Source organism: Paenibacillus sp. NPDC057967, from assembly GCF_042887015.1.
Classification (GTDB): Bacteria; Bacillota; Bacilli; order Paenibacillales; family Paenibacillaceae; genus Pristimantibacillus.
Genome location: NZ_JBHVQB010000013.1, coordinates 162,497 through 185,395, shown reverse-complemented (window position 1 = coordinate 185,395; position 22,899 = coordinate 162,497). Strand labels below are relative to the sequence as shown.

The 22,899-nt window shown below is 52.5% G+C and carries 20 protein-coding genes; 9 read left to right on the top strand and 11 right to left on the bottom strand.

The window, feature by feature from the left end:
- Positions 1–2,283, top strand: a 2,283-nt coding sequence (locus ACFVSO_RS27255) for an InlB B-repeat-containing protein (RefSeq protein WP_387479875.1), incomplete at its 5' end; no start/stop codon positions are given.
- A gap of 334 nt (positions 2,284–2,617) precedes the next feature.
- On the opposite strand, the gene ACFVSO_RS27250 is transcribed toward ACFVSO_RS27255, so the two are convergent.
- Complete coding sequence (locus ACFVSO_RS27250; RefSeq protein WP_165861395.1) at positions 2,618–2,755, bottom strand: hypothetical protein; 138 nt, start codon at positions 2,753–2,755, stop codon at positions 2,618–2,620.
- Positions 2,756–3,028: 273 nt separating this feature from the next.
- On the opposite strand from ACFVSO_RS27250, the gene ACFVSO_RS27245 reads away from it, so the two are divergent.
- Positions 3,029–3,208 carry a hypothetical protein gene (locus tag ACFVSO_RS27245; protein WP_387479874.1) on the top strand — a complete coding sequence of 60 codons (180 nt, stop codon included), beginning with the start codon at positions 3,029–3,031 and terminating at the stop codon, positions 3,206–3,208.
- Positions 3,209–3,333: 125 nt separating this feature from the next.
- On the opposite strand, the gene ACFVSO_RS27240 is transcribed toward ACFVSO_RS27245, so the two are convergent.
- From ACFVSO_RS27240 to ACFVSO_RS27225, 4 genes are read right to left on the bottom strand one after another with little or no spacing between them, the layout of a single operon-like run.
- Positions 3,334–3,798, bottom strand: coding sequence for a RidA family protein (locus tag ACFVSO_RS27240; RefSeq protein ID WP_387479873.1), 465 nt, complete (start codon positions 3,796–3,798; stop codon positions 3,334–3,336).
- Between the two features lie 38 nt (positions 3,799–3,836).
- Complete coding sequence (locus ACFVSO_RS27235) at positions 3,837–5,447, bottom strand: N-acyl-D-amino-acid deacylase family protein (protein ID WP_387479872.1); 1,611 nt, start codon at positions 5,445–5,447, stop codon at positions 3,837–3,839.
- A gap of 27 nt (positions 5,448–5,474) precedes the next feature.
- On the bottom strand, positions 5,475–6,599 hold the full coding sequence (locus ACFVSO_RS27230; protein ID WP_387479871.1) for an alanine racemase: 1,125 nt from the start codon (positions 6,597–6,599) through the stop codon (positions 5,475–5,477).
- Between the two features lie 25 nt (positions 6,600–6,624).
- The gene (locus tag ACFVSO_RS27225) at positions 6,625–7,257 is read right to left on the bottom strand and encodes a helix-turn-helix transcriptional regulator (RefSeq protein ID WP_387479870.1); all 633 of its coding nucleotides are present in this window, start codon (positions 7,255–7,257) and stop codon (positions 6,625–6,627) included.
- 182 nt (positions 7,258–7,439) lie between these two features.
- Between ACFVSO_RS27225 and ACFVSO_RS27220 the strand changes: the two genes are divergently transcribed.
- The 5 genes from ACFVSO_RS27220 to ACFVSO_RS27200 all read left to right on the top strand — a co-directional run bounded on the left by ACFVSO_RS27220 (position 7,440) and on the right by ACFVSO_RS27200 (position 13,902).
- Positions 7,440–9,218 carry a cache domain-containing sensor histidine kinase gene (locus ACFVSO_RS27220; protein ID WP_387479869.1) on the top strand — a complete coding sequence of 593 codons (1,779 nt, stop codon included), beginning with the start codon at positions 7,440–7,442 and terminating at the stop codon, positions 9,216–9,218.
- On the top strand, positions 9,215–10,750 hold the full coding sequence (locus ACFVSO_RS27215) for a response regulator (protein WP_387479868.1): 1,536 nt from the start codon (positions 9,215–9,217) through the stop codon (positions 10,748–10,750). Before ACFVSO_RS27220 ends, ACFVSO_RS27215 begins: the two co-directional genes overlap by 4 nt.
- A 94-nt stretch (positions 10,751–10,844) precedes the next feature.
- Positions 10,845–12,182: an extracellular solute-binding protein gene (locus tag ACFVSO_RS27210; protein ID WP_387479867.1), complete on the top strand. Its 1,338-nt coding sequence runs from the start codon at positions 10,845–10,847 to the stop codon at positions 12,180–12,182.
- A 10-nt stretch (positions 12,183–12,192) separates the two neighbouring features.
- Positions 12,193–13,203, top strand: coding sequence for a CobW family GTP-binding protein (locus tag ACFVSO_RS27205; RefSeq protein ID WP_387479866.1), 1,011 nt, complete (start codon positions 12,193–12,195; stop codon positions 13,201–13,203).
- A 111-nt stretch (positions 13,204–13,314) separates the two neighbouring features.
- Positions 13,315–13,902 carry a hypothetical protein gene (locus ACFVSO_RS27200; RefSeq protein ID WP_387479865.1) on the top strand — a complete coding sequence of 196 codons (588 nt, stop codon included), beginning with the start codon at positions 13,315–13,317 and terminating at the stop codon, positions 13,900–13,902.
- 116 nt (positions 13,903–14,018) lie between these two features.
- Here the strand turns inward: ACFVSO_RS27200 and ACFVSO_RS27195 are convergent, their stop codons facing one another.
- Positions 14,019–14,327, bottom strand: a complete 309-nt coding sequence (locus tag ACFVSO_RS27195; RefSeq protein WP_387479864.1) for a hypothetical protein — start codon at positions 14,325–14,327, stop codon at positions 14,019–14,021.
- Between the two features lie 218 nt (positions 14,328–14,545).
- Between ACFVSO_RS27195 and ACFVSO_RS27190 the strand changes: the two genes are divergently transcribed.
- Together ACFVSO_RS27190 and ACFVSO_RS27185 are read left to right on the top strand one after the other, a co-directional pair.
- A complete protein-coding gene (locus ACFVSO_RS27190; RefSeq protein ID WP_387479863.1) occupies positions 14,546–15,388 on the top strand; it encodes a MerR family transcriptional regulator in 843 nt (280 codons plus the stop codon).
- Positions 15,378–17,123 carry an ABC transporter ATP-binding protein gene (locus tag ACFVSO_RS27185; RefSeq protein ID WP_387479862.1) on the top strand — a complete coding sequence of 582 codons (1,746 nt, stop codon included), beginning with the start codon at positions 15,378–15,380 and terminating at the stop codon, positions 17,121–17,123. The genes ACFVSO_RS27190 and ACFVSO_RS27185 overlap by 11 nt, the downstream gene beginning before the upstream one ends.
- A gap of 73 nt (positions 17,124–17,196) precedes the next feature.
- On the opposite strand, the gene ACFVSO_RS27180 is transcribed toward ACFVSO_RS27185, so the two are convergent.
- The 5 genes from ACFVSO_RS27180 to ACFVSO_RS27160 all read right to left on the bottom strand — a co-directional run bounded on the left by ACFVSO_RS27180 (position 17,197) and on the right by ACFVSO_RS27160 (position 22,880).
- Positions 17,197–18,087 (bottom strand): DUF4358 domain-containing protein, encoded by an 891-nt coding sequence (locus tag ACFVSO_RS27180; protein ID WP_387479861.1) that lies wholly within the window; start codon positions 18,085–18,087, stop codon positions 17,197–17,199.
- A 189-nt stretch (positions 18,088–18,276) separates the two neighbouring features.
- Positions 18,277–19,317, bottom strand: coding sequence for an aliphatic sulfonate ABC transporter substrate-binding protein (locus ACFVSO_RS27175; protein ID WP_387479860.1), 1,041 nt, complete (start codon positions 19,315–19,317; stop codon positions 18,277–18,279).
- Positions 19,318–19,364: 47 nt separating this feature from the next.
- Entirely contained in the window at positions 19,365–20,711 is a 1,347-nt protein-coding gene (locus ACFVSO_RS27170) for an LLM class flavin-dependent oxidoreductase (RefSeq protein WP_387479859.1), read from the bottom strand.
- 55 nt (positions 20,712–20,766) lie between these two features.
- The gene (locus ACFVSO_RS27165) at positions 20,767–21,978 is read right to left on the bottom strand and encodes an aminotransferase-like domain-containing protein (RefSeq protein ID WP_387479858.1); all 1,212 of its coding nucleotides are present in this window, start codon (positions 21,976–21,978) and stop codon (positions 20,767–20,769) included.
- 98 nt (positions 21,979–22,076) lie between these two features.
- Complete coding sequence (locus tag ACFVSO_RS27160; RefSeq protein WP_387479857.1) at positions 22,077–22,880, bottom strand: ABC transporter permease; 804 nt, start codon at positions 22,878–22,880, stop codon at positions 22,077–22,079.
- Positions 22,881–22,899 lie beyond the last annotated feature (19 nt).

The following is a 22,899-nucleotide window of genomic DNA, read 5'->3' as shown; positions in this document are numbered from 1 at the left end:
AAATATTATGTGACATACCAAGGAAACGGGATTACATCCGGTGTAGCCCCGACGGATAGCCAAGGCTACACGTCTGGTTCTACAGCGACGGTACTCGGCAGTGGAAACATGGTGAAGACAGGCTTCACTTTTGCGGGTTGGAATACGAAAGCTGACGGAACTGGGGTGATCTATCTTGAAGGCCAACCCATCACCGTGCTTTCCAATGTCACCCTGCACGCGCAATGGACGGCTGTTCCGGTAGCAACCAATTCCATTACGTATACGGGTAATGGCCATACTGCAGGCGAAGCCCCGGTTGATAACCAGGTATATCCGGAAGGAACAGCTGCTCAGGTTGCTGACAGTGGAACGCTTCAAAGACCCGGCTATACATTTGAGGGCTGGAACACCAAAGCCGATGGAACAGGAACAAGTTATTTGGCAGGAGCAACGATTACGGTTGGTTCGGACAAAATCATATTGTATGCGATCTGGATGAAAGTCCCAGAGATCACATACTCTATCACCTATGAGGGCAACGGTCATACATCAGGGGATGCTCCTTCGGATAGCATCAGCTATCCAGGCGGTTCCACTGCAACGATTCAAAACGTCGGCACATTGGCGAAAACAGGATACATCTTTGCAGGCTGGAACACAAAAGCTGACGGAACAGGTACTTCGTATACACAAGGGACAACACTGCAGGTGTCCGGTAATGTCACCCTGTATGCGCAGTGGTCGGCTGTACCTGCAGTCACCTATACAGTTACGTATAACGGAAATGGGCATACAAGCGGCAATGTTCCAGTAGACGGTATCGCATATGAATCTGGCGCAACCATAAAGGTTGCGGAAATCGGAACCGTAAGGAAATCCGGTTACTCCTTTGGCGGTTGGAATACAAAGGCGGACGGAACGGGTACTGCGTATGCGGTAGGTTCTACAATAACAGTAGGGACAGAGAATATCATCTTGTATGCCAAATGGATCGTTACTTCCAATCCGGGAACGCCTGGAACGAATCCAGACACTGGAACGGACACGGGAAATAGCATTGTATCGGGCAAAGTGGTCGGAGATTCGGAAGATTTGGTGGGTAAGGTTAACACATCTAACCAGAATAAGACGATCGATGTTCAATTGAACGAGGAGAAGGCAGCGCAAAAGCTGGATGAAGAGGGTCAGCAATCCCGATTGATTCTGGTTGCTGCTGCCGATCCGGAGCAACTTACTGTGAATCTGAGTGGTAAGCTGTTGGCGAAGATTCATGAACGAGAAGCTACACTGGAGATTCGTACCGAAGGCGCAGCCTATACGCTGCCGGCGTCGCAACTGAATCTGAATCAGGCTGCCGAACAGCTGGGAGCAAATATAGAGGATGTGCAAATTATTGTTGAGATAAAAAAAGTCTCTTCACAGCAAGAAGCAAGCTTCGGTCAAGCGGTCGAACAATCGGGGGCACAGCTTATAGGCCAGCCGGTTGAATTCACGATTACCGTAACGAAAGGCAGTCACTCTGTTCAGTTGAACAAATTCAACAGTTATGTAGAACGGGAGATCGTACTTCCAGAGGGTACTGATCCTTCTAAAATTACGACTGGAGTCGTGCTCGACAAAGACGGAAAAATTATTTATCATGTTCCGACAGTAGTATCTGTACAAGACGGACAGTATTCTGCTCGTATTAACAGCTTGACGAACAGTATGTATTCGATAATTTGGAATCCCGTTACATTCGCGGATGTGGAGAAGCATTGGTCGAAGCAGGACGTCAATGATATGGGCTCCAGACTAGTCGTGAAAGGAACGAGCAAAGATCGTTTCAATCCGGAGGGATCGGTCACCCGTGCAGAATTCGCTGCCATATTGGTTCGAGCGCTAGGTCTGCAGGAGAACGGTTCATCCAGTTCCTTCAGCGATGTAAGCAAGAGCTCCTGGTACTATCAAGCAGTGAGCAAGGCCGTAGAATACGGCATTGTTACGGGGTACACGGATGGTACTTTTAAGCCAGGTGCTACCATCAGCAGGCAGGAAGCGATGGTGATGATCGCTCGGGCTATGCGAATAACCGCTAGCCAGCCAGCTTTATCGGATGCGGCAAAAGCAACTGCTTTGTCGAGCTTTAAGGATAGAGGCCAGGTAGCAGGTTGGGCAGAGCAGTCCGTAGCAGAGACGGTATACAGCGGTTTAGCGAAGGGCAGCTCTGACGGCAACTTGAAGCCAGAGGCAACCATGACAAGAGCGGAGACGGCTGCGATGGTACGCAGGCTGCTTCAACAAGCGGGATTGATCAACTAATTCTAACAGGTACCTGGAATGATGGATATGAGAAAGAGAGCTGCCGCGGCAGCTCTCTTTTTATGTTCGCGCATCGGTTAAGAGCTATGCTCGTGAGGCTCATCCATAAACCAGGAGATATACGATCAATATAACCGTATTGCGATTAGCTCAGTCGATGCCGAAGAAGATAGCTCCTCTTGAGTTGAGCTGTCTTTAGTCTTGTAGCGACCAGAGCTTTAAGTCTTGTCCATCGCAATACGGAAGGAAAGGCCCGCCTGAGCGAGCCTTTCCGAATGTGTCAAGGGCATCTGAACATGTCTGCATGCATGGAGGATACATATCAGACGTTAGATTACCATTTACCGCCGCCGAAACCGCCATAGCCGCCGAAGCCAAAGCAACTGCAAGCGATAATCACCAACAGGATAAAGAGTACCAGGATCGCTCCAACGGAGTTGTTGCCGTAAGCACCACCAACGCAACCGGACATTGTTACATGCACCTCCTTACGTTTTGAGTACTCTGTATGTTATTCGCCTCTGGTTCAATATGACTGGGCAAGTAACATGAGGACATTAAACTTCGGCTATCGCCTAGATAACGGGGCAACGGGCTAGAGTAGCCTGGCCACATGCCGTGGCACATGAACAAAGGTGTGGGCACAAAGCAAAAATAAGCAAACACACAATTTTCCGATTCGCCTATACATCCCGGGGGAGAATACATAGGATACTGTACCTTCAAAAAAAAGGAGCTGAACAACTTGAATTACGCGGCAAACATGTCTGCAGCCAATGTATCTGGCGCAAATATATCCGGCGGAGCTAACGCCCACTACCCAGTAGCAGGCGTAGCTTGCGGAAGTCCTTGCTCAAACAGCGCTGGCGCTATCCTTGTTCTCTTCATTCTATTGGTTATCATTACACGCACGATTCTGTTCTAATCCAAATTCGACTCTGATCTTGCAACGAACCAAATCGCAAGCGTGTCCACATGCTGATGATAACGACAAAAAATCCCCAAGCGACAGAATCGCTTGGGGATTTTTACATTGTACAGACGTCAGAACTAGTCACGAACCTCAGCAATCAGTTCGATCTCAACCGGTGTATGGAACGGAAGATCGCTTGTGCCGATTGCGGAACGGGAGTGACGGCCTGCTTCTCCGAATACGTCGATCAGAAGCTGGGAAGCGCCGTTAATAACGTAAGGCTGATCGCCGAAGCCAGGAGCGCTGTTAACGAAAGCCAGAATTTTAACTACCTTTACAACGCGGTCCAGATCGCCAAGGTGTTGTTTCATAGCAGCAAGCAGGTTGATGACAACTTGGCGAGCCGCTTCTTGGCCTTGCTCGATGGTCAGATCGGAGCCAACTTTGCCTTCATACATAAGTACGCCGTCGATGCGGCAGTCGAAGCCGGATGTGTAGATCAGGTTGCCCGTTTGGTTCACGGTTTTGTACAGAAATTTTGGTTCTGGCAATACCGGCAAAGTAATTCCTAGTTCAGCAAGACGTTGTTCGATTTTAGACATGTTCATTTCTCCTTTAAATCTTTTTTGGTTGCTGCCGATTAATGATGATGCGAGCAGCAGTGCTGAGCCCGAATTAACGAGCCTTCGCGTTTATGTGTATGGACGCCATGCGACAGAGTCAGCTGGCCTCCTACAACGACATGTGAGATCCCTGTCGGGAATTGGCGCGGATCGGCGAAAGTAGCCGTATCCTGAATCGTTTCCATATCGAAAACGGTAATATCGGCAGCATAACCCGGCACAAGAAGTCCGCGTTTGCCCAGCTTGAAGCGTTGAACCGGGAAGGAAGTCAGCTTGCGGACAGCCTGCTCCAGCGACAAAATCTTGTCATCGCGTACAAACTTGGCGAAGACGCGCGGGAATGTGCCGTAGGTGCGAGGATGCGGCTTGCCGATCTCGCAGTTCAAGCTATCGGATGCGATAAGCGATTTCTCGTACGAGATAACTTGCTTCACGTCATCATCAGACATATGGAAGTAGACGATCGCGATTTGTCCGTCTTCCTCCAGCAGCAGATCCATCATGCAATCTACAGGGTGCTGGCTGCGCATCTCGGCGATTTCCGAGATAGGCTTGCCTTCCAGATGCTTGTTTTTGTCCGAATTCACGGAAGACACAATAATGCTGTTCCAGCCAGTGGAGCATACCAGGTTATCCCATTCTGTCTGTTCGTGGCTAAGCTCTTCCTTGATGCGGGCACGCAGGCTCGGGTTGCGGAAGGCTTCCAACGTCGCTTCAATGCCGCCCTCCAATACCCATGGAGGCAGAACTGTCGTCAGTGTAGTCGAACCCGCATTGTACGGATAGACGTCTACAGTTACATCCATGCCGCGCGCTCTTGCCGCTTCGACAAGCTCCAGCGCATCCATTACTTTGCCCCAGTTGATTTTGCCGGCGGCTTTGAGATGGCTGATATGAAGCGAGATGCCTGTTTTCTCGGCAATCCAGATGACTTCGGCTACCGATGGGAGCAGATTGTTGCCTTCGCCGCGAATATGAGTGGACAGCAGGCCGTTATACTTCGGCAGGACACTGCAAAGCTCAGCGAGCTCTTCACGGGACGTATAGCTGCCCGGTGCGTAGAGAAGACCGATGGACAAGCCGATGGCTCCCGCACGAAGGCCTTCCTCCAACAATTCCTTCATACGCACGATTTCAGCGGAAGTAGCGGGACGATTCTCGAAGCCCATTACGGCGATACGCAGCGCGCCATGCGCGACATAGGTGGCAATATGCTCGGAGATGGAAGACTTGGCGACATGGTCCATATATTGACCTACGGTCTCCCAAGGCCATTCCCAGTTTGTATTGCCGACAACGGGCTGAATGTAGGTTTTCAGCAGCTCCGCATTGCTTGGAACGAGCGGAGCAGGAGCCAGACCGCAGTTGCCTACAACTTCAGTTGTTACGCCTTGCTGCAGCTTGATATCACTGTTCGGATGATCCAGAATCATCAGATCGGAGTGGCAGTGACCATCGATGAAGCCGGGGGAAATAATTTGATGGCCGACATCGATTACTTTATGCGCTTCTTGATCGATGCTGCCTACCGATACGATGATGCCGTCCTTGACGCCGATATCTCCCCGAAACCAAGGGTTTCCGGTACCGTCGACAATTTTACCGTTCTTAAATACTAAGTCAAGCATGGTTAGCCAATCTCCTCTCGTATGGCGCTACTCCAGCAGGCCGCGTGCGGCTACTGGCGCTTGTACCAGCGTGCCGTCGGCTTGCTGCAGATAGACGAAGTTGTGCAAGTTTATCGTGCTGCAGATGTGATTAGGAATAATGGCAATGACGTCGCCGACTTGATAGGGACTATCGGCATTGACCGAGATGACGCCATGCTCTTCGTTCATGCGCTCGAACACAGCATCGGGATCGCCAACGATATGACCGAAGCCCTTCAGATGAAGCGGCGCTTTGTCCGGCTGCACGTCCGTTGCGAACGTCTTGCTTCCCCCGTCGATGACAATCCGGGTTGGCGTGGGACGGCTGACGACGGTAGCCATAACAGCGCCTGCGCAATCGCTCGTCTCGCAAAGCCCGAATGCCGCTTGCATGACATCCTGGTAAATATAAGTACCGGGACGAACCTCTGTAATGCCCTCAATCTCTGCTGCGTACATAGCTGTTGGCGAGGAGCCGACGCTAATGTCGCGAATCGCTACGCCAGCGGCGCGGATCGCTTCGGCCGTCTGTACCATGAAGAGGCCTTCCTCATGACCTGCCGCCTTAAGGTCCATTGTTGCCGAGCCGGAGAGCATCGCGCCGCGATAGGTGAAGATACCGCCTAGCAAGACGCCGTCCAGCTTGGAGATTTGCTGCGCCAGGGCTGGCGCTGCTTCTGTATCGACGCCCGTCCGGTTCAAGCCGGATTCGATCTCCATTCTCACTTCCAGCTGCACACCGTGCTTCGAGGCAGCCTGCGAGATGCGCTGGGCTCCATCCAGGCTGTCCACGCCGATGATGAGGCGAATGCCGGATTGAACGAGCTTGACGGCTCTCTCCAGCTTAGACATCGCTACAATCGGATAAGCGACAAAAATATCGGTAATGCCGCCGGCTGCCATAACTTCCGCTTCGGCGATCTTGGCAACCGTAATGCCGATAGCGCCTGCATCTAGCTGACGCTGCGCCATCTGAGGCAGCTTATGTGTCTTGGCATGCGGACGAAGCTGAACGCCGGTCTTCTTGATCGCTTCGGCCATCTTGGCAATGTTGGATTCCACCGCTTCCAGCGAGATGACGACGCCAGGCGTTTCGATTGCTGCAGCGATTATGCTTGCGTTACGGCTCATTGTGTAAGAACCTCCCATTATTCCTTCAAGATTTCGATTCTTCTAAGTAGTTATATAACGTAAATTTGGAGATGCTTAAATACCCGCATATTTTCTCTCCCGATTTCTTGATCAGGAAAGCGCCCTTCTGATCCAAGAGCTGGATCAGTCGTATCTTGTCTTCTTTGGTCATGAGCGCCGGCGGTCTGCCAATCGTCTCCTGGGCCTCCATGATCAGCGTATCCAGCAGCTCGTTCACATTGCTGACGAATGATTCGCGTACAGGCTGAAGGCCGCTTCCCGTCAAGGATTGAAGCGTCTTCTCCGCCATCATGATATCGGTGATATCCAGGTTAATGCACACGGCCCCGATAATCTGACCGGCTTTATTCTTCACGTACATCGAGGTAGAGCGTAGGATGCGCCCGTCCGCCGTCTGGGTTATATAATTGTGGCGGTTGTCGCCGTCGGAAGTACCGCGCATAATTTCCAGACCGAGATTGGTACTGGGATCGCCAACTTTGCGTCCCGTTACATGTCCGTTCTCAATGGCGACGATGGTGCTGTCGTAAGGCTTCGACCAGTCATGAATGACCACTTCGCAATTGTCCCCGAATTGTGCGGCAATGCCTTTGGCAAGCTCGAAAAAAAACATGAATTCTTGGGATATAGTCTCCAACGTACGCCCCCTTTCCATACCTCTAACCTTTATCTAGTCCAAATGGTACACCTACACAAACGAAAAATCAAACTAAAATTTTGTTATACTAAAAAAAAGTATGATAGGCTGTGAAGCAGATAGCCAATGGCCGAAATGGTCATTCTAAATAGAGGTTTTTTTGGCAGGAGGAATGAGGTTTTATGCGTTGGATCAGCAGCTCGTTGAAACGTAAACTATCCGTATTTTTATTATTGGCCGTTCTAATTCCCTTACTTGCGCTTGGTTTGTTCGCTTATAATATGGCGGCAACCGCAACGGAAGAGAAGGCTAAGCAGTCCGGCACCGGAATACTGAGGCAGATGGCGACCAATCTGGAATTCATCGTACAGGATGCCGACAATATATCGCTTTTTATGATCGGACAGAAGGATGTGCAGCAATTTTTGAGCGGGAAGGGAACAGATCCGGTTCAACAAACGAAAATGATTGAGTTTTTATCTAATTTGGTCTATTCCAAACGATATATTTCCGATATTACTATATATCCGGTTCATTCTTCTCCGCCGATTTCGAATACGACCATATTCCATACGGATCTGCAAAGCGCGGATGGACGGATAGAGGATTTTCAGTCACGAACCAAATTTTGGACGGCCAAATATGAGACGGACACAGCTACAGGCACGAATCAGGTTATTTCGCTTGTCAGGCCAATACGCAGCTTAACGAACTATAGACATTTGGGCACGCTCGTCATTAGCTTGAATGAACGCGCCATTACGCAAATATTGAATCAAGCCAGTATTTCAGAAAATGGAGAGGTGTGGCTAAGCAACAGCGAAGGCGTCGTACTGTCCGGTACCGGAGAGAATCCGGCGGAGTCAGGCAAGCTTGCTGAGCTGCTTACGGACCCGAGGCTTGAGAATGAGTCGGGCTGGCTATATGATGGGACTGGTGAAAAGAAGCGGACCGTGCTCTATGACAAGGTCGATGGCGTGGAATGGACCGTGACGGGCGTTATGCCTATGGAAGACTTCCGCAATGAGAACAGCTATGTGCTGAAGCTGATGGTAGCCGTTATTGGCGTGTCCATGCTCATTGCTTCTTTACTTGTCTTATATTTTGTACAACGAATTACAAATCCCCTTATGATGCTGACGAGCTTCCTGAAAAGCTCAAGCCCAGAGGATTCCTTCCAGACGTATCCCGTCGAATCGATGGACGAGGTTGGCCAGCTTGTTCGAAGCTACAATCAGTTGAGCGATCGAATCATCCAGCTCACTGAGCAAGTCAAGCAGGAGGAATCCAGCAAGAAGGAAGCGGACATGCAGGCGCTGCAGGCACAGATCAACCCTCACTTCCTATATAACACGCTATCATCGATTCATTGGATGGCGTTGATGAACAAAGATGACAAGATTGCCGATATGGTGGGGAGCTTGAGCGACTTTCTGCGATTCAGCTTGAACAAAGGCGAAGAGTTCTGCTCCGTGGAGCAGGAGGTGGCGCACGCCAAGCATTACGCCAATATTCAGTCGATCCGGTTCCCGGGCAAGTTCTGGATCAAGCTGGAGGTCGATCCTGACCTGGGCGCGGAACGTATGCTGAAGCTGCTGCTGCAGCCGCTGATCGAGAATGCGCTCATTCATGGCATCCAGCAGCAGCCGGAGGCGGGAGAGATCAAAGTGACCGCAGAGCGGTCAGAGGGACGGATGCTCTTCAGCGTAGAGGACAACGGGGTTGGCATGGCACCCGAGAAGCTGGCCGAGATCAGGCAAGAGCTTCAAGGCCCTGAAGACCAGAAGCAGGATATGGAGAGGCTGGAGCGAGGGAGCTACGGACTGCGCAATGTGCATAAGCGGCTTCAGCTGCATTATGGCATGGAGTCGGGATTGCGCATTGAGAGCGCGTATCAAGAGGGGACGAAGGTATCCTTCGCCATACCGCTTATGCTTAAAGAGGAGGCGGAGTCGGAATGAAGCTATTAATTGTAGATGATGAAGTCATTATACGCACGGGTCTAAGTACTGTGATTCCGTGGTCGGAATACGGATATGAGCTGCTTCGGCCGGCGGCATCCGCGGAGGAAGCGATCGCAAGGCTGGAGTCGGAGCGTCCGGATATTGTACTGACCGATATTCAGATGACCGGGCTTAACGGATTCGACCTGGCTAGAGAAGTGAAGCGGCTGCTGCCCAGCACGGAAGTGATTATCCTGACGGGGTATGATCAATTCGAATATGCGAGAAGGGCCATTACGGAGGGGGTAAGCGACTATTTGCTCAAGACGAGTCGCCCTGACGAAATCAAGAGTGCGGTAGGTAACGCTCGCGAGCGTATCATTATGCGAGGAGAAAGCGGCAACCGGAACGAGCTGCGCGAGAAGCTAATTGAGACGCTTATCCAGGGCGGCGAGGTGGACTATGCGACGATGCGCCAGAGCATGAGACTCTTGCCAAGGCTCAGGACGGATACGGCTTCGCGCTATGTCGTCTGCTGCATTGGGGCTACCGGCTGGGGGACAGAGAACGGTTATGGCAAGCTCCTGCTGTTCGCAGCCCATAATGTGATCGATGAGCTGGTCGAGGGAGAAGCGGCTTTGCGGGAGGATCAAATTCTGTTGATTCTTCCTCTTATGAAAGGCGAGGAAGGCAGCTTGGCCAAGCTGGAAGACATTCTGATGCGAATAGAGCGCAAGCTGAAATGCAAGCTTTACGCCGCGGTAGGCGAAGAGGTCTGCAGCCTCGACGAACTAAAGCGTTCCATTGGCAGCGCGCAGCACACATTCCTGTATCACGGATTGCTGCCCGATGTTCGAATGATCCATACTCGTGACGTTAGCAGCCGCAAGGGCAGCCGCCGGGCTTGTTCGCCGGGGGAGAAGGAGGATTTGTATGCACTGCTGCAGGAAGGGGATGCGCCCGCGCTTCAGCTTTGGCTGGAAGGCGTGGTAGATGCGTTGGAATCAGATGAAGAAACAACGCCGGAATCCTATCATGCTTATCTGAATTCTATGCTGCTGGAGGCGGAGGAGTCAGTCCATCGCTTAGTACAGGAGGCAGGCGTACAGTCCCCGGCGGCGATCAAGGCGCAGCCGATTCCGTTAAAGCTTGCTGCTGAGAACGGGCGCGAGGAGATAATGAATCGCGTGCTGGAACTATTGAAGGATTATTTAACCGCTTCCGGCCATCACAGCACGCCGCCTATGAATCGTGCGATCACCTACATACAGGAGCATCTGGAAGAAGACCTGTCGCTGGCTTTGGTTGCAAAGCGCGTCCAGCTTACTCCGCATCATTTCAGTGAAGTGTTCCGCAGGGAGACCGGCCGTACGTATGCTGAGTTTGTGGCAAAGACCAGAGTGGAGAAGGCGATGGAGCTGCTCAAAGAGACAGATGCGTCTTTCAGCGAGATTGCAAGTCGTGTGGGGTACGGAGACGTGGAGTTTTTCAGCGGGCTATTCGAAAGTCAAACGGGCTATACGCCGTGGGAATATCGCCGCAGGGGATAAAAACAAGAGGGCTGCATAAGCCATACTGTCTAAGCGGATTCACCAATTCGTTACCGTACCAATCGATTACATTATCATTTGGGGGGAACACGGGATGAAAAGAACTGCAATGGCAGTTGTCGCCTTGACCGTTCTTCTTGCCGTGTCGGCTGGTTGCAGCATTCTTAAGTCATGGGATGCCAACAAGTCCGGCAATATAAAGGCAACCATTTCGTTGTGGCATAATTTCACCGGAGATGATCTGCGCGCGCAGACGATGCGTGCGATTATTCAAGAATTTGAAGAAGCTCATCCAAAAATCAAGCTTAAGGTAAGGGCGATTGCGCCTGACGAATATCGAATGCGGCTGAAGGAAAGTGCGGAGACGGGCCATATGCCGGATGTGTTCGTTTTATGGAGCGGGTCGATGACAAGGGAATATGCAGCCGCATCCCTGATTCAACCGATTGATGAGCTGGTGGATGCGTATCCGGAGTGGAGGGATGGCTTCCTGCCCAATTCGCTGGAAGCCTACAATGATCGAGGGCTTGTCTATGGGGCGCCGATGGGATTGTCGCCAACCTCAATCCTGTATTACAACAAACGGATCTTCGAGGAGAACAGACTGAGCGTGCCTAAGACGTGGAGCGAGCTGCTATACGTGATCGGTAAGTTTAACAGCAAGGGGATCACGCCAATCGCTCTAGGCAACAAGGCGGGATGGCCTGCTCAATCCAGTATTTTCAGTTCGCTTGCGGACCGTGTGACCGGTTCGGATTGGCTCATGTATGCGGCACGCCAGGAAGAGGGCGTCCGCTTCACAGATCCGGCATTCATCACAGCGCTGAATTATATGAAGCAGCTCGGTGATGCGGGAGCATTCCAGGAAGGCTACCAGCACATCGATAATGTGGAGATGGAGCTTATGTTCGCAAGAGGAGAGGCGGCCATGATGATCAATGGCGGGTGGGCGCTGACGAATCTGGCAGCGAATGCGACGCAGGAAGCGATGAGCGAGATGGGAGCGGCGCTGCTGCCAGTTGTTCCGGGCGGCAAGGGAGACCCGAATACGCTGGCAGGGGCAGTCGGCGCAGGCATGGCGCTGGGTAAACATGCAGATGGCGCTGAAAAGGAAGCCGCTTTTGAGTTGATCTATGCAATGTCCGGTCCGGAGGCTCAACAGCGGACGCTGGAGAGCAATCAATTGGTCAGCTATAAAATTGAACTGGACAAGAGCAAGGTATCTCCGATCTTTGCAGAAGTGTATGATTTGGTGAATAGCGTTAGCCTGACTCCTGTCTATGACGGCGTGCTGACAACAGAAGGCGCAGAGGCATTGAACGACGGACTGCAGGAGCTGCTAGAGGGAGGAGATCCGAAGAAGATAGCCGCCAGCGTTCAGGAAGCGCATGCCAAGGCGCTGGGACAGCTGCTCGGGAATAGAATCGAATAAGGAGAATGAAATGATGAGTGAGCAAAGTCAATCTGTTATAGCATCACAGAAGACGCCCGTCTATTTATTGTCAGGTTTCTTGGGTAGCGGCAAGACGACGTTCTTAAGCAGCATGCTGACCCGAATGAAGGAAGAGGGAAAGCGTCCGGCTGTTATTATGAATGAACTTGGCGACATTAATCTGGATGGTGAATTGATCGACCGCGATGTTCCGATGGCTGAGATGCTAGGCGGCTGCATCTGCTGCTCCATTCGCGGCGATCTAGGGGTGGAGATTGCATCCTTGATCGGCCTGCATCATCCTGATGCCATCATCATCGAGTCGACAGGCGCAGCCAATCCGATGGAGACGCTCGACGGGGTAACCGATGCGGCGATGTATGCTTCCTTGGAGCTCCGCTCCGTCATTACAGTCGTAGACGGACCTGAGCTGCTGGAGCGAAGAAAGCTGGGCAAGGGACGCACCTACAAGCTCATGGTGGAACAGATTAGATGCGCGACGCTCCTGTTGCTGAACAAGACCGACCGTTTGGCGCCAGATCAGCTGGTGGAAGCGCAGCAATTGCTTAGGGAGCTGAATGCGCATGCGGCAATTATGCCGACCGTTCGTTGCGGGATAACCGACTGGGAGTGGATGAGTGAAACGGCCCTCCAAGAGATGGCCGACCGGCATGTGCAGGAGCAGAACGGACACGGCGAGCATAGCGAGAATCACGAGCATCATCACAGCCATGGACATGTCATGGCGTACACCCATTATTTGGACGGCCCCGTTCAGAGCGAGGCGTTCGAAGCGTTATTGCAGCAATTGCCGGATTCCATCTATCGCGCGAAGGGAGTGGTATCCTTCTCGGATATGTCCAGCGGGAGCCGTTATCTGTTCCAATATGCGTATAAGGAATCTGATTTCATGCGGATCGAGCCTCAGGGTCAAGTGAATGATGTCGCTGTATTTATTGGCGAGCACTTCTCCAAGGCGGAGCTGCTGAAGATGATTGAGGAGATGACGGCCAAGTCATAAATTGTTGAATCATGTCTATCCGACGTTGTGTATGGGAACAATACTCCAAATGAGGGGAATGCGCACACGCATCCGCTCCACATACATTGCGACAGAAGGGTGAGACAGCAAATGAAGAAGGTCAACATATACCTGATAATGGCGGCCGCAATCGGCATCGCAGCAGCCTCCGTAGGCTCGTCCCATACAGCCATCTATGCGGACCATCAGTCCGTGACCCAGATGCTTGAAGGGCCGGTCCTTCAGGACGAAAAGGATATGAAGCATCATCGCGGCGGGATGTCCAAGGAGCAATTTGAAGCTTACCGGCTGAAGAAATTGCAGGAGATGGCTGTCTACTTCGGCATCTCGACAGATGGCAAATCCGCGGATCAGCTGAAGAAGGAGCTTCTTGTTGCCAAGGAAGCCAATAAGGAGAAGTGGGAAGCCTTCAAAGCGGAGCATCGGGCGAAGCGTCTGGAGCATCTGCAGAAGATTGCGGAGAAGCATGGCATCGAGACAAAAGGTAAAACCGAGGATCAGCTTCGCGAGGAGCTCGAGAAGGCTCACGGCGACAAGGAGAAGCATCACTGGAAGGAAAGAAGTGAGGAGCGCCGCGAGGAGCCTACTCCGCAGCCAACGGCTGCGCCGGAGAAGGAAGCGACGCCTCTGCCAACCGCTGCGCCAGAGAAGACGGCGCCTAAAGGGAAGAAATCCTGATTGCATGCACGCAGGCATAGAAGTTTGCCAGAGAGGTTCTGGCAGGCTCCTATGCCTTTTTTATATGCGCGCTTTGGGAAGCGGTCGCTGGCAGGTGCCAGGCTTGAAAGGCCATTCTAAAAGGTCGTCGCAAAAATCGTCCCGAACAATAGCACGACAATTAACAGATAAAAGGCCAGTATGATGGCCGCCCATATGAGCGCTGCCTTGAAGTAATTTTGCTTCGACGGGTTGCCTTCCCCGAAGGCGAATACGAACATCATGATAATGTTCACAACAGGAATGATCATAAGCAGCATGGTGAGCATCCATTCCTTGACCGACACGATAGGCGCAGTGTCCTGAGACTGCTGCAAGACATGCTGATGGTATGCTTGCTGAGGGCTGCCTTCGCTGAATGGCGGCGGAACCGAGTTGTTCTCCACATTAATCGCTCCTTCCGAACGGGATAGGTAGCTGAAGAGCCACAGTTCATTATATAGAGGAATGCTGTAATTAAAACCAAAATTATCGAGGTGCTTATCCATCATTCGACCGAAGCTGACAAGCTATGATGAGCCAAGGTTTTTTTTTGAAAAAAAGGCTTGCGCTTGACGTTACGTCAAGTGATATGCTCGTATCATAGAGGGAGGAGGACGACAGGATGGAGAGTCAATCGGCTACGGAAAAGACCTACGCCATCGGGGCATTCGCCAAGCTGACCGGGGTGACGGAGCGCACGCTTAGATTTTATGACCGGAAAGAGCTGCTTACGCCCTCCGGCCGCAATGCACAGGGTCATCGCTATTACACGGAACGGGATTTGCTTCGGCTGCAGCAAATATTGACGCTGAAATATTTGGATTTCAGCCTGGAGGAAATTGCAGAGCACTTCGCAGAGCCAGGGGCTGATCTGGAGCAGTCGCTGTCACTTCAATACGAGATGCTCAAGAAGAAACGGCAGCAGCTGGATCAGGCGATCTTTACAATAGAGCGGCTTAGAACCTATGTGGACGGAACGGAAAAGCTGGATAGCGGCTTGCTGCTCATGTTCATTCACAACATTCAGAATGAAGAGGGCCAGAAGCAATATTTGTCCGAGCGCATGCCTTCTGTTCTGGTAGATGCGATCTACCATGTGGGCGTGGATGAGGAGGTCAGGCTGGAGCGGGAGCGCATAATGACCCTTACGCTGGTCGAGCTTCTGTCGCATTGCAAGGCCGGCAAAAGTCCGACCGATCCAGAGGTGCTGGCTGTCGGCAGTAAGATGGTACAGATCGTGACCGAGGTGCTGGCACCAGCGATAAGCCAGTTGAGCAAGCAGGAGCTCTCGAAGCTGGAGCAGGAGATTGAGCAGAGCCTTGACCCGGTTCTGTTCCAGATTAGTCTATCCAAGGAAGAGGAGACTTTTTTGCAGACTGTCATGGAGGAGCTTGAGAAGAGAGAGAAGGAGAAAGAGAAAGAGAAAGAGAATCAGGAGGATGGGGGGGAATCCGATGGACATTAAACCGTTTTTCTCATTGATTGGCAAGCATAGGCCCGCCAAATGGATCATAGCGGCGGCTATCGTACTGGGACTGCTGGAGACCGCCATGTCGCTGCTTATTCCGCTGCTGACAAAGGATGTGGTGGAGCAGCTGTCGGCATCGGCGCTGGAGACCTTCACGATTGTGTCGCTTGCAGCCATATTTATTGTACAGACCGTATCGTCCGGCTTCTCGGTCTATACGATGTCTTACGTCGGCCAGTTCATTATCGGAGGCATTCGCAAGGAACTGTGGGAGCGTGTGCTCCGCCTTCCGGTTCCATTCTACGACCGGAATACGTCCGGAGAGACGATGAGCCGCGTGACGAATGATACGAATGTCATTAAGGATTTCATTATTAGCCATGTGATCTCGTTCCTCGGAGGCATCGTCTCCATTATCGGGGGCATCGCGATTCTGCTCTATATCGACTGGAAGATGACAGTGCTGATGTTCATCGCCGTGCCGCTCGCGATGCTTATTCTATGGCCGCTCGGCAGCAAGATGTTCAAAATTTCCAAGTCCATGCAGGACGAGACGGCGCTGTTCCAAGGCGACCTCGGGCGGGTATTGTCCGATATCCGGCTCGTCAAGGCTTCGCTGGCGGAAGAGGTAGAGTACAAGCAAGGCAAAGGACGGATTAAGAGCCTGTTCCGCTTCGGCTTGCAGGAAGCGAAGATTATGTCGATCGTATCACCACTCATGATGACGATTATGTTGCTTATTCTTGTACTGCTAATCGGCTACGGCGGCGTCAGAGTCGCGCAAAATTCCTTGTCCACGGGCGAATTGGTAGCGATAATTTTGTATATGTTTCAAATCGTCATGCCGTTCACGCAGATGGCGTCATTCTTCACGCAATTCCAGAAGGCGATGGGCGCATCAATGCGCATCATTGAGCTGCTGGAGGAGCCTGCGGAGTCGTCGAGGGCATCGGTGACCGGTGCGAAGGGCCAGCCGTTCGCACTCAGTAAGGATCTGACATTGGCTTTTGATGGAGTCAGCTTTGCCTATTCGCCTGATAGGCCGATCGTCAAAAATCTAACCTTCCAGGCACAGCCCGGCGGCATGACTGCCATTGTAGGACCAAGCGGAACCGGCAAGACGACGTTATTTTCCCTCATCGAGCGATTCTATGATCCTAGTGACGGCATCATTCGTTATGGAGATGTGCCGATCGCGGATATCGGACTCGACGGCTGGCGCAGCCGCATCGCATATGTCTCTCAGGATAGCCCGATGATGGCGGGGACGATTCGCCATAATCTCACGTATGGTCTCGCAGAAGCAGATGAATCCCGAATTAGAGAGGCGCTCGTGCAATCCAATCTCACTGAATTTATCGCCTCGCTGCCGCAGGGCTTGGAGACAGAGGTAGGCGAGAGAGGCGTGAAGCTGTCCGGCGGCCAACGCCAGCGTCTGGCGATCGCAAGAGCGCTGCTGCGCGATCCCGATATTCTGTTGCTGGATGAAGCGACCGCGCATCTGGACAGTGATTCGGAGAAGCTGGTTCAGGAAGCGCTGAACGAACTCATGAAGGCTAGAACGACGCTAGTCATCGCACACCGGCTGTCTACGATCAGCAATGCGGACAAAATCATTGTGCTGGAGAAAGGCGAGGTGACCGGCCAAGGCACCCATGCTGAACTGCTGCAAACTCATGAGCTGTATGCAAAGCTGGTGGAGCAGCAATTTATCGACAATCAGGCTATGTAGTTACTTAGCACGGGCCTACAAAAAAACAGCGGCTGACGTATAATCGTCGGCCGCTGTTTATGATTAGGAGAGCTTATTTTTTGAAAAAACCATTGAAGATGTCGATCACTTCGTCCTGCTTGCTGGAGATGCAGAAGAGGACATAGTTGCCGTTCTTCACGATCTTAAAGTTTTTGGCCAGCTCGTACTGGTCCGGCAAATATTCCTCAAAGGTTTTCTGCACGGCCGCTGCACGGAATTCGAAGGCTTCCTTTATCGTATCGTATTGGTCAGCGGACTTCAGCTTTACAACCGAGAATTCGCTGGCGGAGATCATAAAGCTCGCTTGCTGAAAGATCCCTTCATCCAGGAGGCTGTCCGGATCAATGCCGTTGTAGAAGTCGGGAACCATGGCTTTCTCAATCGTTACCTGACCGACAAATTCGAGATCGGCCGTAATCTTATCCACGATATTCTGCGCCGTAATCGTTGGAGCTGGATTCGGCTTTTCTGTTGGCGTCGGTGAGGGCTGCTTCGTCGGCTGTGGTGTTGGGCTCGGCGATGAAGTTGGCTTCGGTGTAGCGGAAGGCTTCGCGCTTGGTTTTGGCGAAGGCTGCGGTGTCGGCTTTCCGGTTGGCCTCACGGATGGCTGCTGAGTTGGCTTGACTGTAGCGGAAGGCTTCACACTTGGCTTGGCCGTGACGATAGGCGTCTCTGTAGGCTTTGGCGTCTCTGCCGAAGGCTCCGATGGCGCTTGGGACGGCTGCTCTTCTATGTCAGATGAGCCGTCTTCCCCGGGATCAGGGGTTGCAGTTGGCTCTGGTTCTGGTGTCGCAGAAGGCATTGTCGTCACTGCCGGATCTTCGCTGGCGCCAGGCCCTGTATGGGAATTGTTGTTCGAATTGCCGCTGCCGCAAGCGGACAGCGCGAGTGAGATAGCAAGCGCAAGCAGGGCTAGATTCAAACGTTTCTTGTTGATCAACATGATCTTCTCCCGTTTTTCGTCATAGGTTATGTAAACTTATTACTAGTAAGGACGCTTGGACAAAAGGAAAAGTTGCGAATTTATTTGAAGGATCGTTCATCAAATAAAGCGAGCAGATGTGGACGAAAACAGCAGGGGACCACCTATTAGCGGTCTCCCTGCTTGATATTGCAGATGCAAGATGGCTGATTATTCAGCTTTGAGTTCCTCCAGCGCTTTTGTAATGAACGAATTGTCCACTACAGCGGTCACGTCGACCTGTTGTTTGATCTCACCCAGCTCAAGCAAAATATCTGCCGTTCTTTGCTGACTCTCATTCGCCGTGTCGGATATTGGCAGGTTAAGAGGAAGGTTGTTCGCAATGGAGACACGGACGGTCTCTTCATCAAGTTTTTTCAACCCTGCCAGGAGGGCAATCGCTTCGTCGAGATTTTGGTTCTCCCAACGGAGTGCGCGTTCATAGGCCTTCAGATAGGCGACAACCAGATCCGGATGCTCCTCTGCGAACTTGGCACGTACGATATTGTAGCCTGGCGTATAAGCACCGATACTCTTAGAATCGGCGACGATTTTGGCGCCGAAGTTATTCACTTGGTTGGAGCGCGCAGGCTCCCATACCGCCCAGGCGTCTACCTTGCCAGACTGGAAGGCGCTTTGCGCTTCATCCGGCTGCAGGTTGATCATCTCTACGTCGGACGCTTTCAGTCCTTCTTTGTCGAGCGCGCGCAAGATGAGTCCCCATGAGCTGCTGCCTTTGGCAACGGCGATTTTTTTGTCCTTCAAGTCAGCAGCGGATTGAATAGGGCTATCCTGTTGAACCAAAATGCCATCTCCTGCGCCGTCGCTACCTTCGCTAATCGACAGGAACGGAATATTTGCGGTCTGCCCGGTAATGGTGCCAATGTAGCCGATACGGGCAAAGTCGAGTCTGCCTGCGGCAATGCCCTCCAGGAATTGCGACGAGCTTTGCAGCGGCTGATAGTTGACGGTAGCGCCGAGTTTGGCGAATTCCTCTTCGAAGAATCCTTTTTCCTTCGCAATCAGAATCGGTCCGATCTGGCTGGACTCGATCGAGACGACGACGCCTTCGGCGCTTTTTGTTCCGTTGCTGCTGCCGTTGTTCGCATTGTCCGGATCATTGCCCGATGACGATTTGCCGCAAGCTGCCAATACGGAAAGAGCGATAATAGCGGATAAGATAAGCAGCAAAGATGTGCGGTTGGTTTTCATAGAGTGAAGCCTCCTCCATCATGATGGAATAATCCATTTTAGTTGCTCTAAGATGATTGCCTGTTTGTTTCCAGCAAGCTATACCGGCTGTCAGGACGACTTAATCCAAGATGCTCGCGGAGCGTGTTTCCTTCATAGTCGGTACGGAACAGGCCTCGTGCTTGCAGCAGTGGAATGACGCGATCGACGAATTGCTCCAGTCCGCCTGGCAAGTAAGGGGGCATAATGTTGAAGCCGTCACAGGCCTCGCTTTCGAACCACTCTTGCAGCTTGTCCGCAATCTGCTCCGCTGTTCCGGTCACAGTCAGATGGCCGCGCGCTACGGAGAAGTATAAGCCGAGCTCGCGGATTGAAAGCCCGTCTTGCTTTGCTTTCTCCATTACCATTTTGGCTCTGCTGGAATTGCCTTCGGCCGGGATGTCCGGCAGCGGACCGTCAACCGGATATCCGCTCAAATCGTAGTTCAGCAAGCGGGAGAGATACGAGGTGCTCGCTTCCGGCACGATCAGCTCGTGGAACTCGGCTTCTCGGGCCTTTGCTTCTTCTACCGTATCTCCCAGGAAGAACATAACGCCCGGCATTACCTTCAGTTCATCAGGCTGACGGTTGAACGCTGCCAGCTGAGATTTCAATTGGCCGTAGAATTGCTGGGCTTGCCGCAGATCGGCGCAAGCCGTGAATACGACGTCTGCGGTTTGTGCGGCCAGCTTTTGTCCGGCCTCAGATGTTCCGGCTTCGACAATTACCGGTTTTCCTTGCGGAGGCCGTGGAATATTCAGTGGTCCTTGCACTCGAAAGAACGGTCCGTCGTGCAGCGTAGCATGAATTCTCGTGGTGTCGGCGAATTGACCGTTTTCCTTGTCGAAGACCAGGGCGCTTTCTTCCCAGCTATCCCATAGGGCATTGACCGCATTCAGAAAGTCATGCGCCCGTTCGTAACGGTTGCCATGGTGCGGCAGATTATCGGCTCCAAAGTTGCGCGCTTCCGTGTTTTTGGTCGAAGTCACAACGTTCCAGGCCGTTCTGCCTCCTGTCAAATGATCTAATGTGGCGAATCTCCGCGCAAGGTTGAAAGGCTCATTGAATGTCGTCGATACCGTCGCGGCCAGTCCAATCCGTTCTGTAACGCCAGCCAAGGCCGAGATGACGGTAGAGGCATCCGGGTAGACGGAGCTGACGTCATGCACGACATCCTCTTTGTCAGGCAGCGAGAGGGCGTCGGCGAAGAAGATCATATCCATCTTGCCCCGTTCTGCTGCCTGCGCATTCCGCTTGTAGAAATTCAAATCGATGACGCTGTCCGCTTCCGTCAGATGATGGCGCCATGCGGCAAAGTGATGGCCGAAGCTGAACAGGAAGGCTCCAAGGCTCATTTGTTTCCGTTGTCGGTTCACGTTTAAGGTACACCTAACCTTTCATGATGTGGGATATCGGGCGATTAAAGCCGGATTAATGATGGCGGTTATCGAGATAGCTATAGTAGGATTGCGCGAGCAACGCCACGCCTTCCCGGATTTGCTCCTTGCCGCAATAGCTGAAAGACAGCCGCGCATGGCGGGCGCCGCCCCCGTCGATATAAAACTGTTTGCCGTCAATGAAGCTGACGCCACGCTCCTCCGCATCCTTGACGAATTCGCCGGTATTGACTCCTTCGGGGAAGGTTAGCCATATGAAGAAGCCTCCATCCGGTATGCTGAAGGTCACGTCGTCACCGAAGTGGGTTTTCAGCGCTTCTACCATTGCATCGCGGTTATTGCGGTACAGATCGTTCAATTGGTTCAAATGCTCGTCGAATGGAAGTCTAGTCAGCAGCTGCGCGACAATTTCTTGCGAGAAGACACTGGCCTTGCTTCCTTGGAAAAAGGTATTCACTCTGGCAATCGTGTCCTGGCTCGCAATCGCCCAGCCAAGCCGAATGCCGGGGGCGATAATCTTCGAGAAGGTGCTAAGGTAAATCGTCCTTTCCGGCGCAAAGGAATAGATAGCGGGAAGCGACTGTTCGTTATAGGAGAGCTCTGTATAGGCGTCGTCCTCCAAAATATAAAAGTTATAGCGGTAGGCCAGCTCGCCCAGCTTCTGCCGTCGCTCAAGCGATAGGCTGATTCCTCCGGGATTATGAAAGTTTGGCATCGTATAGAGGAGTTTCGGCATCGGCCTGCCCAGCCGCTCGGCTTCCTGAAGAGCTCGCTCTACTTCTTCTACGATGAGGCCGTTCTCATCGATCGGGAAGGAAGTAAGCTCCGCCTCTGCTGTGCGGAATGTGCTGACCGCTCCGAAGTAAGTCGGTCCCTCCAGCCACGCATGGTCACCCGGATCGAGCAGGGCGCGGGCCACGTAATCAAGCGCCTGCTGCGAGCCGTATGTCATCAGAACCTGGCTGGCATCGATGTGAATCGAGCGGAGCGCGGAACGCTGCGCAACCCAGTCCAGCACAATGCCGGGGCCTCCTGCGCCGCCATATTGGAGCGATTCGCGGCCATGGGTCCAGATTGCGTCCGTCGCAGCCCCGATTAATGGCTTATATGGGAACGTATCTGAATGCGGCGACCCAAAGGATAGCGGAATCACCTGGCGCTTCTTGGCAGCTTGGGCAGCCCCCATTGGAGCGATGGCCGGCAGCCTGCTGGCAAAGGAATAAGGTTTCAAGGGTACGTTTGTCATAGCTTAATTCCACCTCGTATATAATCGTTGCGGAGCCAAACGCAGAGTTCAACTTCCGTTAATGAACATTACTTCCGGGTCATTCGCGATGGGACTGCCTACCCTCTATAACTGTCTTGCCACTTCAGCAACTTGTTCTCCAGCAATCGGACGAATGAATCCGCCAGCTTGCCGACGATGGCGAACGTGAATACGCCAACGAATACGACGCCAGTCTGCATGAAAGATCGCGCATCCTGAATCAGGTAACCGATGCCGCGGTCTGCACCCATCAGCTCGGCTACGACAAGGCACAGCCATGCCATGCCGAGCGACAGCCGAAGGCCAAGCAGCACATTCGGCAGCGCAGCTGGCAGCACGAGCCTGCGAATCTGCTTGGCACGGCTGAACTCCAGAATGCGGGCAACATCGAACAGCTTGACGTCCACACTGCGGACGCCCAGGAACGTATTGACGTAGAGCGGGAAGAAAGCGCCGACTGCGATTAGCAGCACTTTCGACAGCTCACCGAAACCGAACCAAAGAATGAAGAGCGGCGTAATCGCGAGCAGCGGAACGGTGCGAAGCATCTGAAGCGTCGGATCAAGCGCTTCCTCCGTGCGTTTGGACAAGCCTACGGCAAGCCCGATAACGAGTCCCGCTGAGCCTCCGATTGCAAATCCCAACAGTGCACGGTAGACGCTGATTTTCAAATGACCGAAATATTCTCCCGATGCAACCAAGTCGTAGAAATCCTTCAAAATGGAACTCGGGGCAGGGAACAACTGTGCCGAGATGAAGCCCGCGCCCGACGCAAGCTGCCAGATGAGCAGCAGAGCTATCGGTACAATAAAGCCGATAAGCGATCTTCTTAGGCCGTTCCTTCGTTTCTTGCGGGCGGCGGGCCGTGTTGCCTTGTTCATGCGGTTGCTCCTTTCAGGT

Excerpts from the sequence above, each read along its gene's own strand:
- ACFVSO_RS27230 (WP_387479871.1), bottom strand. The coding sequence starts at position 6,599 with ATGAGCCGTAACGCAAGCATAATCGCTGCAGCAATCGAAACGCCTGGC.
- ACFVSO_RS27180 (WP_387479861.1), bottom strand. The coding sequence starts at position 18,087 with ATGTTGATCAACAAGAAACGTTTGAATCTAGCCCTGCTTGCGCTTGCT.
- ACFVSO_RS27250 (WP_165861395.1), bottom strand. The coding sequence starts at position 2,755 with ATGTCCGGTTGCGTTGGTGGTGCTTACGGCAACAACTCCGTTGGAGCG.
- ACFVSO_RS27160 (WP_387479857.1), bottom strand. The coding sequence starts at position 22,880 with ATGAACAAGGCAACACGGCCCGCCGCCCGCAAGAAACGAAGGAACGGC.
- ACFVSO_RS27235 (WP_387479872.1), bottom strand. The coding sequence starts at position 5,447 with ATGCTTGACTTAGTATTTAAGAACGGTAAAATTGTCGACGGTACCGGA.
- ACFVSO_RS27190 (WP_387479863.1), top strand. The coding sequence starts at position 14,546 with ATGGAGAGTCAATCGGCTACGGAAAAGACCTACGCCATCGGGGCATTC.
- ACFVSO_RS27175 (WP_387479860.1), bottom strand. The coding sequence starts at position 19,317 with ATGAAAACCAACCGCACATCTTTGCTGCTTATCTTATCCGCTATTATC.
- ACFVSO_RS27185 (WP_387479862.1), top strand. The coding sequence starts at position 15,378 with ATGGACATTAAACCGTTTTTCTCATTGATTGGCAAGCATAGGCCCGCC.
- ACFVSO_RS27210 (WP_387479867.1), top strand. The coding sequence starts at position 10,845 with ATGAAAAGAACTGCAATGGCAGTTGTCGCCTTGACCGTTCTTCTTGCC.
- ACFVSO_RS27215 (WP_387479868.1), top strand. The coding sequence starts at position 9,215 with ATGAAGCTATTAATTGTAGATGATGAAGTCATTATACGCACGGGTCTA.
- ACFVSO_RS27220 (WP_387479869.1), top strand. The coding sequence starts at position 7,440 with ATGCGTTGGATCAGCAGCTCGTTGAAACGTAAACTATCCGTATTTTTA.
- ACFVSO_RS27200 (WP_387479865.1), top strand. The coding sequence starts at position 13,315 with ATGAAGAAGGTCAACATATACCTGATAATGGCGGCCGCAATCGGCATC.
- ACFVSO_RS27165 (WP_387479858.1), bottom strand. The coding sequence starts at position 21,978 with ATGACAAACGTACCCTTGAAACCTTATTCCTTTGCCAGCAGGCTGCCG.
- ACFVSO_RS27205 (WP_387479866.1), top strand. The coding sequence starts at position 12,193 with ATGATGAGTGAGCAAAGTCAATCTGTTATAGCATCACAGAAGACGCCC.
- ACFVSO_RS27240 (WP_387479873.1), bottom strand. The coding sequence starts at position 3,798 with ATGTCTAAAATCGAACAACGTCTTGCTGAACTAGGAATTACTTTGCCG.